The organism is Nonomuraea helvata, from assembly GCF_039535785.1.
Taxonomy (GTDB): domain Bacteria; phylum Actinomycetota; class Actinomycetes; order Streptosporangiales; family Streptosporangiaceae; genus Nonomuraea; species Nonomuraea helvata.
Map to the genome: position 1 here is coordinate 387,758 of NZ_BAAAXV010000001.1, position 17,533 is coordinate 405,290.

General features: G+C 72.6%; 11 protein-coding genes and 1 pseudogene. 3 read left to right on the plus strand and 9 right to left on the minus strand.

The features are described 5' to 3' along the window. Window positions 1-10: 10 nt before the first annotated feature. From ABD830_RS01700 to ABD830_RS01710, 3 genes are read right to left on the minus strand one after another with little or no spacing between them, the layout of a single operon-like run. Complete coding sequence (locus ABD830_RS01700) at window positions 11-826, minus strand: ATP-binding cassette domain-containing protein (RefSeq protein WP_344984445.1); 816 nt, start codon at window positions 824-826, stop codon at window positions 11-13. After that, entirely contained in the window at window positions 823-1,794 is a 972-nt protein-coding gene (locus tag ABD830_RS01705) for an ABC transporter permease (RefSeq protein ID WP_344984446.1), read from the minus strand. Before ABD830_RS01705 ends, ABD830_RS01700 begins: the two co-directional genes overlap by 4 nt. A gap of 1 nt (window position 1,795) precedes the next feature. Beyond that, a complete protein-coding gene (locus ABD830_RS01710; protein ID WP_344984447.1) occupies window positions 1,796-2,791 on the minus strand; it encodes a sugar ABC transporter substrate-binding protein in 996 nt (331 codons plus the stop codon). Between the two features lie 148 nt (window positions 2,792-2,939). On the opposite strand from ABD830_RS01710, the gene ABD830_RS01715 reads away from it, so the two are divergent. Both ABD830_RS01715 and ABD830_RS54075 read left to right on the plus strand, forming a co-directional pair. Further along, on the plus strand, window positions 2,940-3,965 hold the full coding sequence (locus tag ABD830_RS01715) for a carbohydrate kinase family protein (RefSeq protein WP_344984448.1): 1,026 nt from the start codon (window positions 2,940-2,942) through the stop codon (window positions 3,963-3,965). Window positions 3,966-4,038: 73 nt separating this feature from the next. Next, a pseudogene (locus tag ABD830_RS54075) lies at window positions 4,039-5,096 on the plus strand (NACHT N-terminal helical domain 7-containing protein). A gap of 18 nt (window positions 5,097-5,114) precedes the next feature. On the opposite strand, the gene ABD830_RS01730 reads toward ABD830_RS54075, so the two are convergent. The 3 genes from ABD830_RS01730 to ABD830_RS01740 are packed head-to-tail and all read right to left on the minus strand — an operon-like array spanning window position 5,115 to window position 12,285. Continuing rightward, window positions 5,115-9,524: a TIGR02680 family protein gene (locus ABD830_RS01730; RefSeq protein WP_344984452.1), complete on the minus strand. Its 4,410-nt coding sequence runs from the start codon at window positions 9,522-9,524 to the stop codon at window positions 5,115-5,117. Then, window positions 9,521-10,705 (minus strand): TIGR02678 family protein, encoded by a 1,185-nt coding sequence (locus tag ABD830_RS01735; RefSeq protein WP_344984453.1) that lies wholly within the window; start codon window positions 10,703-10,705, stop codon window positions 9,521-9,523. Before ABD830_RS01735 ends, ABD830_RS01730 begins: the two co-directional genes overlap by 4 nt. Next, complete coding sequence (locus tag ABD830_RS01740) at window positions 10,702-12,285, minus strand: TIGR02677 family protein (RefSeq protein WP_344984454.1); 1,584 nt, start codon at window positions 12,283-12,285, stop codon at window positions 10,702-10,704. Before ABD830_RS01740 ends, ABD830_RS01735 begins: the two co-directional genes overlap by 4 nt. A gap of 145 nt (window positions 12,286-12,430) precedes the next feature. Here ABD830_RS01740 and ABD830_RS01745 point away from each other — a divergent pair, with 145 nt between their 5' ends. Beyond that, on the plus strand, window positions 12,431-12,844 hold the full coding sequence (locus ABD830_RS01745) for an SRPBCC family protein (protein WP_344984455.1): 414 nt from the start codon (window positions 12,431-12,433) through the stop codon (window positions 12,842-12,844). Between the two features lie 45 nt (window positions 12,845-12,889). Here ABD830_RS01745 and recD2 read toward each other — a convergent pair whose 3' ends face one another. From recD2 to ABD830_RS01760, 3 genes are all read right to left on the minus strand, one after another. Then, window positions 12,890-15,022 (minus strand): SF1B family DNA helicase RecD2, encoded by a 2,133-nt coding sequence (gene recD2, locus ABD830_RS01750; protein WP_344984456.1) that lies wholly within the window; start codon window positions 15,020-15,022, stop codon window positions 12,890-12,892. 65 nt (window positions 15,023-15,087) lie between these two features. Then, the gene (locus ABD830_RS01755; RefSeq protein ID WP_344984457.1) at window positions 15,088-16,386 is read right to left on the minus strand and encodes an erythromycin esterase family protein; all 1,299 of its coding nucleotides are present in this window, start codon (window positions 16,384-16,386) and stop codon (window positions 15,088-15,090) included. Continuing rightward, the gene (locus ABD830_RS01760) at window positions 16,383-17,528 is read right to left on the minus strand and encodes an acetate/propionate family kinase (protein ID WP_344984458.1); all 1,146 of its coding nucleotides are present in this window, start codon (window positions 17,526-17,528) and stop codon (window positions 16,383-16,385) included. The genes ABD830_RS01755 and ABD830_RS01760 overlap by 4 nt, the downstream gene beginning before the upstream one ends. Window positions 17,529-17,533: the final 5 nt, after the last annotated feature.

A 17,533-nucleotide genomic window follows, 5' to 3' on the forward strand; every position in this document is an offset into this window, starting at 1 on the left:
TGACCGCCCATCAGGACAATCCGATGGCCTCCGCCGCGCCCTGGTCAGCCACCACCGCCTTGCCGTCCGAGACCTGGAGGGCGCCGGTCATGATGGCCACGACCTCGGCCATGCTGTGGTCGCCCGGCTTGATCTGGGCGACCCGGCGGCCGAGGCGCTGGATGTGGATGCGGTCGGCGATCTCGAACACGTGCGGCATGTTGTGGCTGATCAGCACCACCGGGGTGCCCCGGTCGCGGACCCGTCTGATCATGTCGAGCACCTGGCCGGACTCCTTGACGCCGAGCGCGGCCGTGGGCTCGTCCATGACCACGACGTGCGTGGCCCACGCCACCGCCCTGGCCACGGCCACGCCCTGCCGCTGGCCGCCGGAGAGCGACTCGACCGGCTGGGTGAGCGAGCGCAGCCCGATCTTGAGCGCGTCCATGTGCCTGGCCGACTCCTCGCGCATGCGCTTCTTGTCGAGCAGGCGGAAGACGCTGCCGAGGATGCCGGGCTTGCGGAGCTCGCGGCCGAGGAACATGTTCGTGGCGATATCGAGCGAGGCCGCGACCGCGAGGTCCTGGTAGACGGTCTCGATGCCGTGCTTGCGCGCGTCGATCGGCGACCGGAGGCGCACCGGCTCGCCGTCGAGCAGGATCTCACCGGAGTCGGGCTGGAGCGCGCCGGTCAGCGCCTTGATGAGGCTGGTCTTGCCGGCGCCGTTGTCACCGATGACGGCGAGCACCTCGCCGGGCATCAGGTCGAAGTCGGCGCCGTCGAGTGCCGTCACGTGGCCGTACTTCTTGACCAGGCCCCGGGCCTGGAGGACGGGGGTCGTCGTCATCGGTTCCTCCTGCGCGAGAGCTGGTCCACGGCCACGGCGAGGATCACCAGGACGCCGGTGATGAGCGTCTGATAGATCGACGGTACGCCCATCAGCTGCAGGCCGTTGCGGAACACCCCCACGATAAGGGCGCCGACCAGCGTGCCGATCACCAGGCCGCGCCCGCCGAACAGGCTCGTCCCGCCGAGCACGACCGCGGTGATGCTGTCCAGGTTGTCGGTCTGGCCGGCCTGCGGGTCGCCCACTCCGGTACGCGAGACGAGCAGCAGGGCCGCGATGCCGTACACGAAGCCGGCCAGGGTGTAGACGCCGACGGTCAGGCGGGCCGTCCTGATGCCGGTCAGGCGGGCCACCTCGGGGCTGTTGCCGAGCGCGTACACGTGCTTGCCCCAGGCCGTGGAGCCCAGCAGGTACGCGAACAGCAGGAACAGCAGGATCGTCAGCAGCGAGCCGTAGGTGACGTTCGTCTGGCCGACCTGGAACGTCTGCCCCAGGAACGTCAGCAGCGGCGGCAGGTCCGTGACCGTCTGCTCGTTGGAGTAGATGTGGGTCAGGGCGAAGACCACGTTCAGCATGCCGAGCGTCACGATGAACGGCGGCAACGAGATCCGCGTCACCAGCAACCCGTTGACCAGACCGAACAGCGAGCAGATCGCGAGCCCGGCGACGAGCGCCAGCACCGGCGGCAGGCCGCTGTCGACGGCCAGCTTGGTCATCACGATGCCGCCGAACGCCATGATGGCGCCGTTCGACAGGTCGATGCCCGCGGTGAGGATGATCAGGGTCTGCCCGATGGCCAGGGTGCCGACCACCATGACCTGCTGGATGATCAGGGAGAAGTTCGGGCCGGTGAGGAACTGGTCGGTCCTGAGCCCGAAGAACACGCAGGCCAGCAGGAGCGCGACCAGGGGGCCGGCGACGGGCGTGGTGATCAGGCGACGCGGCAGCGTCGCTTCCATGACAGCCATGTCAGCCCCAGCAGTTCGCGAGGCCGAAGGTCGTGTCCTTGGCCTCGACGCCGGAGGCGGGCTTGTCGGTGATCAGGGTCACGCCGGTGTCGGTGTAGCCGGAGACCTTCTTGCCGGACTTGGCGAAGTCGGCCACCGCCTTGACGCCGTCCTCGGCCATCTTGAGCGGGTACTGCTGGCTCGTGGCGGCGATCTCGCCGGACTTCACGGCCTTCGTGCCGGTGCAGCCGCCGTCCACGGAGACGATCAGCACGTCCTTCTCGCGGCCCTTGGCCTTCAGCGCCGTGTACGCGCCCAGCGCGGCGGGCTCGTTGATCGTGTAGACGACGTTGATGTCGGGGGCCTTCTGCAGGCAGTTCTCCATGGCGGTCTGGCCCTTGGCCTGGTCGCCCCTGGTGTCCTGGGAGCAGACGACGGAGGGGTCGCCCTCCTGGATCCCGTACCCCTTCAGGAAGCCGTCGTGCCTGAGCTGGCCGACCGTGACGCCGGGGGCGAGGTCCAGGGTAGCGATCTTGGCGGGCTTGCCGGCCATGGCGGCCTTGGCGTACTGGCCGATCAGCTCGCCGGCCTTGAGGTTGTCGGTGGCGAACAGGGCGTCCGTGGCGTCCTGGGGGTCCGTCGGGGTGTCGAGGGCGATGACGAGCACGCCGGCGTCACGGGCCTTCTTGATCGCGGGGACGATCGCCTTGGTGTCGCTCGGGGTGATGAGGATGCCCTTCACACCGGCGGCGACCATGTTCTCGATGGCCGTGATCTGGGAGGCGTTGTCGCCGTCGAACTTGCCGGCGGCGCTCATCAGCTCCAGGCCGTTGGCCTGGGCGGACTTCTGCGCGCCTTCCTTCATCTTGACGAAGAACGGGTTGGTTTCGGTCTTGGTGATGAGCCCGACCTTGGGGGTGGAGGAGGAGGAGTTCTGACCGCTGCCTCCGTTGCCACCGCCGCAGCCGGTGACGAGAAGGGCGGCGACCAGGAGTCCGGCCGAGAGCTTTGCATTCATGAGCGGTTCCTATCAGGGGGGACCCGATGTCATCGTTGACATATGTCAACGTTGACATCCGCTGTGCTGCGATGATGGACTCCGATCCGAGAAACGTCAATGCCCTCATGCCGTAACAAATCGGCAACGTGCCTGAAAGGCAGGCTCGATGATCGCTGTCCTGGGCGAGTGCGTCGCCGACGGCTTCACCACCCGCTCCCCCGGCGACCACCCCCTCGGCCCCCGCCCCACCACCCCCACCTCCTCGCCTCCCCCTGTCACCACCGAGCGCCTCGACGACCAGGGCGCGCGGCGGGAGGGCGGTGGCGATGGCGCGGCGGGGTTGGCGTTGCAGGTGCTGCCGGGCGGCGGCCCCGCGAACACGGCAGTGGCACTGGCACGGCTCGGGACCTCCACGCGTTTCCTCGGCCGCATCTCCGGCGACGTGTTCGGCGAGATGTTCCGCCGGCACCTCACCTCGTCCGGCGTGGACCTGTCGGCAGCGGTCGAGGCGAGGGAGCCCAGCACGCTCGCCGTCGCCGCCCTGGACCCCGGTGGGCAGGCCGAGTACACGTTCTACGCCGACGGCACCGCCGACTGGCAGTGGAGCCCGTACGAGCTGGACCTGAAGCGGCTCGGCCCGGCCGCCTGCCTGCACACCGGCTCGCTCGCGCTGGTCAGGGAGCCGGGCAGGACGGCGGTGGAGGCGTTCGTGAGAGAGGCCTCCGAGCACGCCACCATCTCCATCGACCCGAACGTCCGCCCCACCCTCGCCGGCCGGGAGGACTACCCGGTGTCTCGCTGGTGCGAGTGGACCGACATCCTCAAGCTCAGCGACGACGACCTGGGCTTCCTGCTGCCGGGCGTGCCGATCGAACGCGCCTGCGACACCTGGCACGCCGCCGGCGCCCGCCTGATCGTCGTCACCAGGGGCGGGGCGGGCGCGCTCGTGTCCCTGGACGGGGAGAGAGCCGAGGTACGGGCGCCGAAGGTGAACGTCGTGGACACGGTCGGCGCGGGCGACTCCTTCACCGCCGGCCTCCTGCACAGCCTGTCCGCCAAGGGGCTCCTGGGCGGCCGGCTGGACGGCCTGGACCTGGCGACGGCGGCGGAGGCGGCGGAGTTCGCGGCCAGGGTGGCGGCGCTCACGTGCTCGGTCGCGGGGGCGAACCCGCCCTGGGCCGCCGCGCTCTGACTCTTCGGGCTCCCCGGGAAGCGGAGCGGTCGAAGATCGGCCAGACTTGGCTCATGCAGTCAGTGGAGGTGGCATGCGCCGCGAGCCGAGCCTGACCTATCGGGGCGCACTGGCCATCCTCGGCCGCCACGACCGCCCCCGGATCGCCCGCTTGGACAAGCTCCTGGGCGGCGTCATCCTGACCGCCGGAGCCGTGGCGCTCGGAGGTACGGCGCTGGCGCCGCTGGCGGTGTTCGCGGCGGTCTGGGGGTGGGTGGACCAGAAGAACGAGGCGATCTCGCTGCTGCGCGCGGCCCTGGACAGCGCCACCGACCGGCTGATGAAGACCTCCGGCTACGAACGGCACCAGCTCATCTGCGCCGCGCACACCACGATCGTCATGGCGGCGTTCTTCGAGCAGTCCAGGAGCACCTCGGCAAGCAACTCCGTCTCACGGACGCTGACAAGAAGCGTCTCGTCACGGGGGAGGAGCTTGATCATCACAAGGCTCTGCTTGACGTGCTGTACACCGCCGAGGTCCCCACGCCATCGTCCGCGCGAGGGTTCGAGGAGAATCTCAATGAGGTGTGGAGGTGGCTGAACAGGCTCAACGTGCGCCTCATCGATCTCCTCGCAGCGGAGACAGTGTACGAGCCCCTGGAGCGGATACCCGACGCTGCGATCGAGCGCTACCACTCCCACTACCTGTCGCTCTGCGCGACCGTACCGGAGTTCCTCGTCTGGGCGAGCCTGGGTGAGCACGCCGCCACGAGGAGCGCGGTCGCCGGAGTCCGCGAAGACGTCCGCGCCGCGCTGGACAGCCACTCGGCCGCACTCTCACGCCTGGAGCGGGTGCTGGAGTCGATGGCAGGAGACCGGCGCCAGGAGCCGGACCTGTGCGCGATCATGAGCCGCGCCAACCAGGGAGCGTTACGCGAGCACATCGTCGCGGAGGACGCCATGCGGGCCAGCCCCGAGCTCGTCTTCCCCACACTCGAAGAAGCCTTCATCGATCCCCGATATCGCGTCAGCTCGGGAGGCAGGAAGGAGCAGCTGGCCAGCGAGCGCTGGTGGGAGGAGCAGCCGGTCTCGCGGCCTACCGCTTGGACGCCACGCTGGACATCGACGAGGTGGGACACACCCAAAGTGTGATCATCGAACGTGATCAGCTCACCATCGATGATGTTCCGTTTTAGCCACCGACGAGGTCCCGTAGCCGTTCCAGACGAAACGGGCGGTCGTCACCGCGTCGTCCCCGTCGCCCGTGATGAGCTGGTGGATCGCGATCCCATCAAGCTCGCGATACTCGCACCATTCGTGGTCGGACGTGAGCACGAGATCCAGCCCCAGGTTCACCAGCAGGTCGAACACCAGCCCGCGGTTCGCCTTGTCCACCCCCACGAACACCTCGTCCAGCAGGATGAACCGCGGGCACCCGGGATCGGTCTGGTAGTGCGCGGCCACGGCGGCGAACAGCGGCAGGTGCAGCGCGATCGCCTTCTCACCGCCGGACAGCGCCCCGTGCAGCTTCCTGGTGAGCTCCTGCCACCCCTGCCCGTCGCCCCGGTCCAGCTTGACCACGAAGCGGTGCCAGGCCGTGTAGTCGAGCACCTTCATGAGCTGGTCCTCCCAGCCGGCCGACGAGTTGCCGGCGCGGGCCTCCTCCACGCGGTCCCTGAAGAAGACGTAGAGCGCCTCCGTGTCGGACTCGCTCAGCCCCGACGGGTCGCGCAGCAGCAGGTCGCGGGCGGCCCGCGTGCCGGGCGGCTGGGTGGGATCGACCTGCCAGACCAGCCGGACGGCCACCCGGGAGGCGGTGCGGACCCGTTCCAGGCGCTGGTTCATGCTCTCCACCAGGGCGGTCGCCTGCCTGATCCGGTCGGCGAGGTGCCGCCGCGTGTCACTCGCCAGCGTCCGGTCGAACAGGTCCCGCTCGGCCACCGTGATGTGCGAGCGCCGCTCGTCGCGCTCCTTGCGCAGCGCCTCACCGAGCGCCGCCGCCCCGGCCCGGACGCCGCCGACGGTGGCGGTCAGCACCTGAACGTCCTCGTCGGCCGCCAGCTCCAGCTCCGCGCGGCCGGCGAGGATCTCCCTGGCCTGGTGGAAGGCGTCCTGCAGCCGCGCCTCGGCCTCCTTGACGTTCCGCTGCTCGTACGGCACCTCCGCGAGCTGCTCGGCGACGGCCGCGGCCGACTCCAGCACGGCCCGCGCCCCGGTGTCGCGCACCGGCCCGGCCGCCACGCGCGCGTCCGCCGGCAGGTGCCCGGCCATCAGGCGGCGGAACCGTTCCGACGCCTCCTCCCGCGCGCGGCCCGCCTCGGCGTGTCTCCCCTCGGCCGTGCCGAGCTCGCCCCTGAGCCGGCCGAGCCGGGCGTTGAGCCGGATCAGGTCGTCGGTGATCGAACGGATGATGCGGCGGCAGGCCTGGTACGCGAGCTGCGTCTCCTGGAGCAGGTCCAGCACCCGGGCCTGGTCGGCGTCGACCACGGACTCGACGGCCGCGAGCTTCTCCGCCAGCACCACCGCGGCGGCCGCGGCGGCCTCGGCGCGCTCGACGGCTCTGACGGCGAGCTCCTGGTATTCGGCCGCGCTCTCGGCGGCGTGCCGGGCGCGTTCCCTCGCGGCGCGGGCGTCGGCCCTCCGGTCGTGCCAGGCGGCGCCCGCCGCCTCGGCGGCGCGCAGGGCCTCTTCCAGGTGGTCGAGCGCGGGTGTCGCGGTGGGCAGGGCGTGGCCCGCCGCCAGCTCGGTGAGCCGCCGCAGCGACCGGCCGGCCTCCTTCTCGCGCTCGCACAGGCGCTGCTCGTACGCCCGCAGCTGATCCTCCAGCAGCGCGACCTTCTTCACCGCGCCGTCGAGCGCCTCGACCGCCCGGGCGTACGGCTGCCTGTCGGGCCTGCGCCGCAGCTCGGCGGCGAGCGTGTCGCGGTCGGCGTCGACCACGGCGAGCAGGTGGTCGCACTCGGCGATCGTGCCCGCGAGCTCGCCGAGCCGGTCGTCCAGCTCCGCGATGCGGCGGCGCCTGGCGCGCTCGCGGGCGGTGGCGCCGATGTAGAAGGGTTCGGGCTTGACCCAGCGGCCCGCCGCCGGCCCGAGCCGCCAGGTGCCGTCGGCGCCGACGACCGCGGGATGGTCGACGCCGATCGCGCTGGGCGCGAACGCGATGCCCGCCAGCACCGTGTCGGCCCGCACCGGCGAGTCCGCCTCGGTGAGCAGCACGTGGGCCAGGCTGTAGCCGGGCGCGGGCTTGGCCAGCGACGCCACGGCGAACGCGTCATGCTCGCCCTGGTCGAACCCGCCGTCCGGGCGCAGCCACAGGTCCAGCAGGCCCGCCGCCTCCAGTGCCGCCTCCACGCCCGCCTGCGCGACCGGGTCGAGCCCTGACCTGAACGCCACGGCCCGCCACAGCGGGGCGCCGGGGCGGCCGTCCCTGGCGGCGGTGTCCCGGGCGTGCGAGGTCGGGGGCTCGATGACGGCCTGGTCGTTGAGCCGTTCGCGTTCGCGGGTCAGCCCGGCGCGCTCGGCCAGCAGCTTGTCGCGCAGGCCCGTCAGGTGCTGCTCTCGGGCGGCCAGCCTGACCGCCGCCGCCGTGCGCGCGACGGCGACCAGCTCGTCGGCCTGCTCCGACCGTTCGGCCGTGCCCGCCGTCTCCTCGGGGTCGAGCTTGAGCTGTGTGCAGCCTTCCGCCCAGTCGGCGAGGGCGGCGGCCAGGTCGCGGGATCGCTCGTCGCGCAGGCGTTCCGCCTGGTCGTGTGCCGTCCGGGCGGCGGCCAGGGCGTCCCGGGCGCGGTCGCGGTCCTGCTCGGCGGCGGTGCGGCCGTTGATCGCCTGCTGGTGCTCGGCGGCTCCGGCGCGCACCTCGCGGATCTGGGCGACCCGGCTGGTGACGGCGGCCCGCGACAGCTCCCGCGCCCGATGCACGACGTCGTCGCCGTCGAAAGCACACCCGCCCTCGGGTACGCACCCGCTGCCGGACGTCGGCCCGCTGCCGATGGTGGACCCGCCCCCCGACACGCGCCCACCATCGGACGCAGGACCACCGTCTGACGCAGGGCCGCCCTCGGACGCAGGGCCGCCCTCGGACGCAGGGCCGTCACCGGGCGCAGGGCCGTCCTCGAACACAGGGCCGCTGCCGGGCACAGAGCCGCCTCCCGACGCATGATCACCGTCCGGCGCAGCGTCGGCATGGGTGGCACCGGCTTCGGCCTGGGCGACGCCGGATCCGGAAGGCGCGGTGCCGAGGCCAGGCGAGTCCGGGAGGGCCTCGGGGTGGGCGCCGTCGAGGTCGTCGGCCTCCCAGGTGGATCCCGCTCGCTCGGACTCCTCGTGCGCGGCGAGGAGGCCGGCGCGTTCGGCCGCGTGGCGGGCCTCCGTCCTGGCACGGTCGGCGAGCGCCATGGCGGAGCGGGAGACGGCGGCGGCCGCGGAAGCCAGCTCCTGCCTGGCGGCGGCGGACCGGGCGGCCGCGCCCGCCTGGTCGCGGAGGCGGGCGGCCGTCTCGTGCGCGTCCTGCGCCTCCGTGCGGAGCCGGTGCAGCTCGGAGCCCGCCCGGTACGCCTCGCTCTCCTTGAGCCCGTCGATCTGCGCGGCCAGCGCCAGCTCCTGCGCCTCCTCCTCGCCGAGCCGCGCGGTCGTGGCGGCCAGCTCGTCCTCGGCCTCCTTGAGCGCTTCCCGCCTGGCCTCGGTCTCGGTGACCAGCGTGTCCAGGGCGTGTCCCGCGGACATCACCCCCGCGGCGGCGGCCCGCAGCACGCGCTGGGCGTAGTCGCGCTGCCGGGCGGCCAGCCGGTCGGCCTCCTCCACGTCGCGGTCGAGCAGCCGCAGCTCCTCGCGCTGCCGGTCGAGCCGTTCGAACCCGTCGGCGATCTCGTGGATCTCCCCCTCGCCGAGCGGCGGCAGGGCGCTCGACAGCAGGTCGGACAGCAGGCCGGGGTCGAGGCGTTCGGAGAGCTTGGGGGTGCGCAGCTGGCGCAGCGCGGTGAGGAGCGAGTCGTAGCGCTCCTCGTTGAGTCCCGGGTAGAGCGTCTGGCGCACGACGGCGCGGTAGGCGTCGGCGGAGTCGTGGACCTGGCCCGACGTGCCGAGCTCCTCGATGAGCTGGGCCTTGGTCAGCGGCTGGCCGCCCTCGCCGGTGAGGCGGATGCCGTCGGAGGCGTCGACGCGGGCCTCGGTCGTGAAGTAGACGGCGCTGACGTTCCTGGTGTGGATGGTGGCCTGAAGCCGGGCGCCGCAGGTGAACCAGCGGCCGTCGGCATGCCGGAACTCCAGCCACACGTAGCCGACGCGGGTGGTGCCGCCGGCGCCGTCGCCCATCAGGTTCCAGTGCATGGTGCGCTCGGTGCCGCCGAACGTGGACAGCCGGCTCGGCTTGAGGCTGGCGTCGAGCACGTATGGGAACAGCAGCTCGAGCACCTTGGACTTGCCGCTGCCGTTGGGCCCGCGCAGCAGCAGCCTGCCCCGGTGGAACTCGAACACCTCGTCGTAGTAACGCCACACGTTGAGCACTCCCGCGCGTACGGGGATCCAGCGGGCGTCCATCCCGTGCATGGCGCGGGCGGCGGCGGTGAGCTCGGTGACTGTCATGAATCCTCCTGAACGGCCGGGTCGACCCGGTAGCGGGCCGCGGCGGGCAGGGCGGCGACCCGGTCACCCGTACGGCGGGCCAGCCCGAACATCGTGAGCACCGCCAGCGCGTCGGCGGCCAGCCGCGGCCCGCCCTCGTCCGACTGGTACGCCCTGGCCCACTGCGGGAAGCGGCGCAGCAGCTGCGTGGCCTCGGCGTCGAGCCGGGCGGCGGTGACGGGGCGGCCGACGGAGACGAGCAGGTCGAGCATGAGCAGGGCGGCCACCTTGGCGTGGCTGCCGTCGTCGGGGAACCTGGTGTCCGTGGCGGTGGCGTCGGTGTCGACGAGCAGGAAGCCCTCGGCGCGTTCCTCCAGCACGAAGCCGGCCTCCTCCGCGGCGCGCCTGATGAGCCGGCGGCCGGGGAGCGAGGCCGCGTAGGCCCACTGGTCGGGGGTCAGTTCGTCGCCGTAGACGACGGGCTCGTCGAGCAGGCGGCGGATGAGCGAGTGCCTGGCCCACAGGTTGCGCTGGGTCTCGGTCGGCTCGTCGCCGCCGTACCGCGCCTCGGTGGTGAGCGCGTCCCATGAGCCGGACGCGATCCGGGAAGGGGGCACGGGGGCGGCGAGCAGCCTGATCACGCGGGTGGTGTCGACGCGGTAGAGCACCTTGGCCTCCTCGTCGTCGAGGTAGGCGTCGGTGGCGCCGTCCATGGCGATGATCGCGCCGTGCTGTTCGAGCAGGGTGAGCGCGTCCACGAACGCGGCCCGTTCCTCGCTCCTGACCGGGTCGAACGCGGGCACCTCCGACTCCACCGCGGCCGCGTGGACGACGCGCCGGGCCAGCATGCCGATCGTGGTGACCGGCGAGGTGAGCAGCTCGGCCGCACACAGGCAGAGCAGCGTGTAGCGGCGGCGGTCGAACGGGGCCCTGGTGGCGCGGCGGCGCCGGGCGGGCCGGGTGGCGCTCGGCTCCGTTCTGACCTTGATCAGGCGGGCGTACCCCTGGCGCGGCTCCACGACCAGCCGCCAGCCGCAGAAGTAGTCGAACCACTGGATCAGCGGCTGCCGCCGCTTCCTGATCAGGTCGAAGGCGGCGGGGTCGTCGTGCTGGGAGACGAGGGGGCGGCGGAGCAGGGTTCTGATCGCCCGCGCGATCTCCTCCTTCTCGGCTCTGACGAGCTGGTTGGCCAGGCTGCTCATGCTCCCACCACCCACCTGTGCAACCCCTCACCGGCCTCCCGGTCGTGAGGCGCCTCGATCGAGCGCACGTCGATCAGGTAGTCGGGCCCCCGGAACCACCCCTCCGAGGTACGCAGCACCGCCACCGCCCCGTCATTTGGCCCGTCGTCGGGCGCCCGCAGCACGATCTCCACCCGCCCGTCGGAGGTCACGGCCCGCCGGAACCCGGTCGAGTCGGGCCGTTCGGCCAGGGCCCTGCCGAGCAGATCGAGCAGCCGGCCGAACGTGTCGTGGTCGAGCTCCCCCATCTGCGACAGCCGCATGGCCCCGGTGGTGGCCAGCGCCGACCAGGCGGCCTCCAGCTCCGCCCGCTCCTTCTCGGCCCGCGCCCTGCGCTCGGCTCGCAGGCGGTCGACGTCGCGCACCCTGCCCGTACGTCCCATCCGCTCGTTGCGCCCGCGCGTGCGCAGCAGCGCCGACACCTCCACGGGTTCGGCCTCCGACCACGGCACCCCGGCCGGGATCAGCTCGGCGTCCGCATGCCCCAGGTGCGCGTGCCGGGCGGAGCCCAGCCCGAAGGCCGCGTCCCACAGCCGATGGGCGTCGTCCTCGCTCGGCGCGCCCGCGAACCAGCGGGCCAGCGTGCGGAAGTCGGCCGCGGCGCTGGAGGAGCGGCGGCGGGAGTCGGTGATCCGGTCGAGCACCTCCAGCAGCGAGACGATGGCCCGCCGCGCCAGGTCGTGGAGCAGCCGCACCCGCGCGACCTCACCATCGTCGGGCGCGAACCACAGCCGCAGCGCCTCCCACCTGGCCGCCCTGGCCGCCAGCCACGCCGTGGCCCCGTCCGTGCCAGGCGCCTCCGGCAGCTCGGCCCCGTTGAGCGCCCGCGCGTGCAGCACGTCGACGCCGTGCCCGGCCACCGCGCGCAGGGCGGCGGCGACGGTGTCGCCGCGCTGCTCCAGCGTGCCGGCGAACTCCTGCAGGTAGGCCACCGTGGCACCCTTGACCTCGTGGTACGTGCTCAGCTCCGCCGCCTCGACGCGCAGCAGCCGCTGCAGTTCGCCGTTGAACCGCCCGGTGTTGTCACGCAACGCGTCGAGGTGGCACTCCAGCTCCAGCAGGGCGGCGAAGATGCGCCGGTCGCGCCGGGGGTCGGGGTCGCTCAGCAGCCGCTCCAGCTCTCCCAGCCGCTCGGCGATCGCGTCGAGCACGCCGGTCTGCAGCGCTCCCGCCGAGTTCAGCACCGCCATCGCGTGCCGCGCGCCGGCGAGGGCCGCCTCGCCCCGTCTGGTCAGCGTGTACTGCAGGTTCTTGCGCTCGTACTCCTCGGCGGTGGCGAAGCTCCCGGCGTGGTTGAAGACGACGTCGAGCAGCCCCCACCCGGCGAGCTGCCTGAGCGCCCCGGCCAGCTCCTGCTCGCCGACCGGCGCGACCGCCCACTCAGCCGTCCGCAGCCCGTCCCGCACCTCGTCCGCCGTCAGCACCGTCTCGAGCCGCTCGGCGGCCTCGCCGAAGGCGTGGAGGACCGCCGTGTGCAGGTCGGCCCGCTCGGTGGTGGCGAACCGGAACATCTCCGGCGGCACCCGTGGCTGCTCAGCCATCGCCCCGCTCCCCTCGCCGCGCGATTCCCCCGCGATTCCCCCGCGATTCCCACGCGCGCAACCGTAGCGGGAAGCCCCCGCGCGACGGCCGCGGTTTGCGAGCAGATCACACGGGTACGGCGGTGCCATTGGAAGGGAGGCCGGGATGGCGGAGCTCGAGGCGACGCGGAGCATGCCCGCAAACAGCACGATCGTGTACGGTGTCGCGTCCGATGTGGACATCATGGACAGATGGCTTCCGCAGGGCCTGTCGGTCGCCGACGCCGGCCCTGGCACGCTGGAGGCCGACGGCGACCTGGTGCCCGGTCCGGGGCCGCACGAGGGGCTGTTCCGTGCCTCGGAGGAGCAGCTGCGCGTGGAGTGGGGCGGCCGCGACCACCCCGGCTACGCCGGCTGGCTCCAGGTGTCCGACGCGGCCGCCGGCACCAGCGAGGTGACCGTGCACATCTCGCTGCTCGACGAGCCCGACTCGGGGTCCCACGCCGACGAGGTGCGCGAGCTGCTCGACCGCTCACTCGACCGGCTGGCCGACGAGGTGAGCAGGCGTCTTACCGGCTGACCCGGACTTGGCGGAGTCCCGGCCGGCTCTTGGGCGTCCGATGGGCTAGTCGTCGAGCGCCAGGGTGAGGCGGCGGGACAGGCCGGTGTTCCTTCGGTGGCCCAGCCGGTGGACCGCCATCTCCAGCGCCTCCCGCTGGCCCACCAGCACCACCCACGCCTTGGCCCGGGTCACCAGCGTGTAGAGGAGCTTGCGGCGCAGCATGATCCCGCCCGATTCGGCGACGATCGGCGCCACCACGAACGGGTATTCGCTGCCCTGCGACCGGTGCACGCTGATCGCGTAGGCGTGGGTCAGGTCGTCGAGCTCGTCGAAGCCGTAGCGCACATGCTCGCCGTCGTCCGTCAGGATCTCGATCATGCGCTCTTCCTGGATGACCGCCGTGACCGTCGCGGTCTCTCCGTTGAAGACCCCTTTGTCGTAGTTGTTGCGGATCGGCATGACGCGGTCGCCCACCCGGAAGACCGTCGAGCCCGACCAGTGCTCCGGTTTGTCGTCGGCCGCCGGGTTGAGCTGGTCCTGGATCAGGCGACCGAGGGCCGTGGCCCCCGTCTCGCCCTTGCGCATCGGGCAGAGCACCTGCACCTGTCCGGGCTCGACGTTCTGCTTGCGCGGGATCGCCACCATCGCCAGGTGGGCCACGCGCCGCGCGACCTGCGCGGGATCGTCGAGCTCCTCGAACCAGAAGCCGCCGCCGGCCGTGCGGACCGGCAGCCGTCCGGCGCGGATGCGGTGGGCGGCGTCGACGATGCCGCTGCCGTCCGCCTGCCGGAAGACGTGGGTGAGCCGCACCCGCGGGATCGCCTCGGCCCGCAGCAGGTCGGCGAGCACGTCGCCGGGCCCGATGCTCGGCAGCTGGTCGCTGTCGCCGATGAGCAGCAGGTGGCTCCCGGACGGCACGGCCGCAGCCAGCCGGGTGGCCAGGTGCAGGTCGAGCATGGACGCCTCGTCGACCACGATCAGGTCGGCCTGCGACGGCCGCTCGTCGAACAGCGTCTCCGGGTCGGGATCGGGCTGCTGGGCGAGCATCCGGTGGATGGTCATCGCGGGCAGCCCGGTCAGCTCGGACAGGCGCTTGGCCGCCTTGCCCGTGGGCGCCGTGAGCGTGACCGTGCCGCCCGCGGCCCTGACCGTGGTCGCGATGGCCTTGACGGTGTGGCTCTTGCCGCATCCGGGGCCGCCGGTGATGACCGAGACGGTGCTGGTCAGAGCCATGTTGACGGCGGCGCGCTGGTCGTCGTGGAGCCCGGGGTCGTCGCGGAAGGAGCGCAGGGGCAGGGTGGAGCGGGCCCGCATGAGCCGGGTGATCTGCTCGGTCAGCGCCACCTCGCGGCTGTGCACGTGCTTGGCGTACACCACCGGCGTGCCCCGCTCGTCGGGCCCGGCCTCCACGACCACCCTGCGGTCGGCGATCAGCGCGTCGACCACCGGGCTCACCAGCGTCTGGTCCTGCTCGATCAGCTCCGCCGTCTCTCTCACGAGCGCGGCCACCGGCAGGTAGCAGTGGCCGTCGCGGCTGCCGGCCGCCTCCAGCCGGTCGAGCAGCGCCGCCTTGATCCGCTGCGGGCTGCGCTCGGGCACCCCCGACTGCAGCGCGATCTTGTCGGCGATGCGGAACGCGATGCCGCGCACCCGCCCGATCAGCCGGTAGGGGTCGGTGGCCAGGACCTCGTCGGCGTCCTGGCCGAACACCTGGTAGATCTTGGCCGCCAGCAACGGGCTGACGCCGAGCCCCTGGAGCGTCACCATCAGCGCGGCGATCGCCTTCTGCTCCTGCCACGCCTGGACGATCTGGCCCTGCCGCTGCGGCCCGATGTTGACGACCTCGGTGAGCCGCTCGGGCTCGCTGTCGATCACCTTGAGCGTGGCCTCGCCGAAGTGGTCGACGATCGCGTACGCCAGCCGCGGCCCGATCCCCCTGATCAGCCCCGACCCCAGGTAGATCCGGATGGCCCGCACCGACGACGGTGAGACCCGCTCGCACCCGCTCACCGAGAACCGGCGGCCGTGCCGCGGATGCCTGCCCCACTCGCCGAACAGCCGCAGCGTCTCGCCCGGCTGCACACCCGCCAGCGCCCGCCCGGTGGCCACGAAGTCGGGCTCGCCGTCGGCGCTCATGCGCGCGACGGTGTATTCGTCCTCCCGAACGTAGACGAGCTGCTCGACCGACGCCTCCACACGAGAGATCCAACCACCCGCCACCGACAAACGGTCACATGGCTGTCGGGTATGTGCGGGACCCGCTACATGCGGTGGGCCGCTGGACGCGTCCCACCGTAAGTCTCCGGTTCGGCGTCGTGCCACGGCTCGCCGTGCAGAGGGTGCAGGGCCTTGGTCGCGTCCAGCCAGATGAACGCGTCGTAGCGGCGCCCCATGACCGTGGGCACGTAGTTGCCCCAGCGCTCCCGCTCCGGGTGGTACACGACGCCGATCGCCCGGTGCCCCATCGGCTCGTCGTAGAAGGCCGCCCTGGAGCCCTCGGGCGGGACCACGAACAGCGCCTCCGGGCCGCCGACGGCCTCGTGCAGCAGCGCCTCCAGGGACGCGGGCCGCGCGGGCGGCACCCGCATGACGTGGTGCTGGGCGCCCCACCGGTCGGCGGCCACCACGGACCCGTGATGGCTGCCGAACCCCACCAGCACGGCGTCCGCGCCGTGCCGCTCCCGGGCGAGCTGCCCGAGGTTGGTCATGCCGGCGGCGGCCATGTCGGTGGCGCGGGCGTCGCCGATGTGCGTGTTGTGCGCCCAGACCACGCCCTTGGCCCCGGAAGAACCGGTGCTGTGGAAGTCCGCCAGCCGGTCCATGGTGTCGGCCATGTGGACGTCCCTGATGTTCCAGGACTCGGGGCCGCCTCCCACCATGGCCCGGTAGTAGCGCTCGGCCCCGGCCACGGTCTCGGCGTTCTGCCGGGCGCTGAATCCCCGCTCGTCCTCGGGAGCCGCGCGGATCACGGACTTGAGCAGGTTGACCACCTCGTCCTCGCAGGTCTCCGGGACCAGGCGGGTGGCCAGGCCGTACTGCTGCGGGTCGTGGCCGTAGGCCTCGAAGCAGTAGAGCGCTCCCATGACCGAGTCCATCTCGTCCGGCAGGTGGGCGGCGGCGTAGCGGCGCACGGAGCGCAGCGACTCCCACAGGCTGTAGACGTCCAGGCCGTGGAAGCCGCAGCGCCGGCCCGGCGGGAAGCCGGCGTTCCAGCGCCGCAGCCACCGGCAGAACTCCACGACCTCGTGGTTGGCCCACATGAACGTGGGCCAGCGCTGGAAGGTGTAGAGCGCCTCGAAGGGATCGGTGTCGCCGGTCACGGCCCGGTGCACCCGTTCGCAGTCGGGCCAGTCGCCCTCGACCCCGACGAAACCGAATCCCTTCTCGGCGATCAAGCGGCGGGTCAGTTCCGCCCGCCAGGCGTAGAAGTCGTGCGTGCCGTGGCTGGCCTCGCCGATCAGCACGAATCTGGCCTCGCCCACGCGCTCCAGCAGCGGGTCGAGGTCCCCCGGGCCGGTCAGCGGCAGGGCTGACCGGCGTACCTCGTCGAGAACCGTCATTCGTCCTCCTCCGCGAGCATCCGCAGGCATTCGCGGGCCAGCTGCAGCTCCTCCCGGACCTGGACCACCATGACGGGGACGGCCGCGCCGTACGCGCTGACCGGGCCGTCGTCGTGGCGGTTGCCCATGGCGGGAGCCTCGATGCCGAGCAGGCCCAGCCGGCCGCAGACGGCCTCGCGTACTTCTGGCTGGTCCCAGCCGATCTCCCCCGTGAAGACCAGCGCGTCGATCCGCCCCAGCGAGGTGGCCGCGGCGGCGATCTCCCTGCTCACCCGGTGGCTGAACACGCCCAGAGCCAGCTCCGCCGCCGCGTTGCCCTCGCGCGCGGCCGCCACCAGCTCGCGGGTGTCCCCGGACAGGTTCCCGGACAGGCCGAGCAGGCCGGAGTGCCGCTCCAGCCCCTCGCTCAGCTCCTCCAGCGTCAGATGGCCGCAGGACAGCAGCCACAGCAGTATCCCGGGGTCCACGCTGCCCGAGCGCTTGCTCATGGGCAGCCCGTCCAGCGGCGTGAAGCCCATGGACGTGTCCAGGCTGCGCCCGCCCGACACCGCGCTCACCGAGCACCCGCCGCCCAGGTGCGTCAGCACCAGGTCCAGCTCGGTCAGCGGCTTGCCGAGCAGCTCGGCCGTCCGGTCGGCCGCCCACGCGTACGACAGGCCGTGGAAGCCGTAGCGGCGCAGGCCGAAGCGCTCCCGCCACGACAGCGGCAGGGCGTAGAGCGCGGCCTCCTCCGGCAGCCCCGCGTGGAAAGCGGTGTCCGGGCAGAGCACGTGCGGCACGGCGGGCAGCTCGTCGCGGGCCGCCTCCAGCAGCGCCAGCGCCGGCGGCAGGTGCAGCGGCGCCAGGCTCGTCAGGCCGCGCAGCGCCGCGGCCGTCTCGTCGTCGGCCACCACCGGAGCGCGTACGACGTCGCCGCCGTGCACCAGACGGTGCGCCACGGCACGGATGTCACGGCCGAAGTGCCCGCCGAGGAACGCCGCCAGCTCCTCCCTGGCCGAGCCCGGGTCGATGGCGCGCTCGGCATGCGCGCTGTCCAGCACGCAACCGCCCTCCACAAGATCTAGGCGGAGGCTCGACGAGCCGGCGTTGACGGTGAGCACCGCCGCCGACTCCGTCACTTGCTCGTCGATCGCCCGGCTCATCCCGC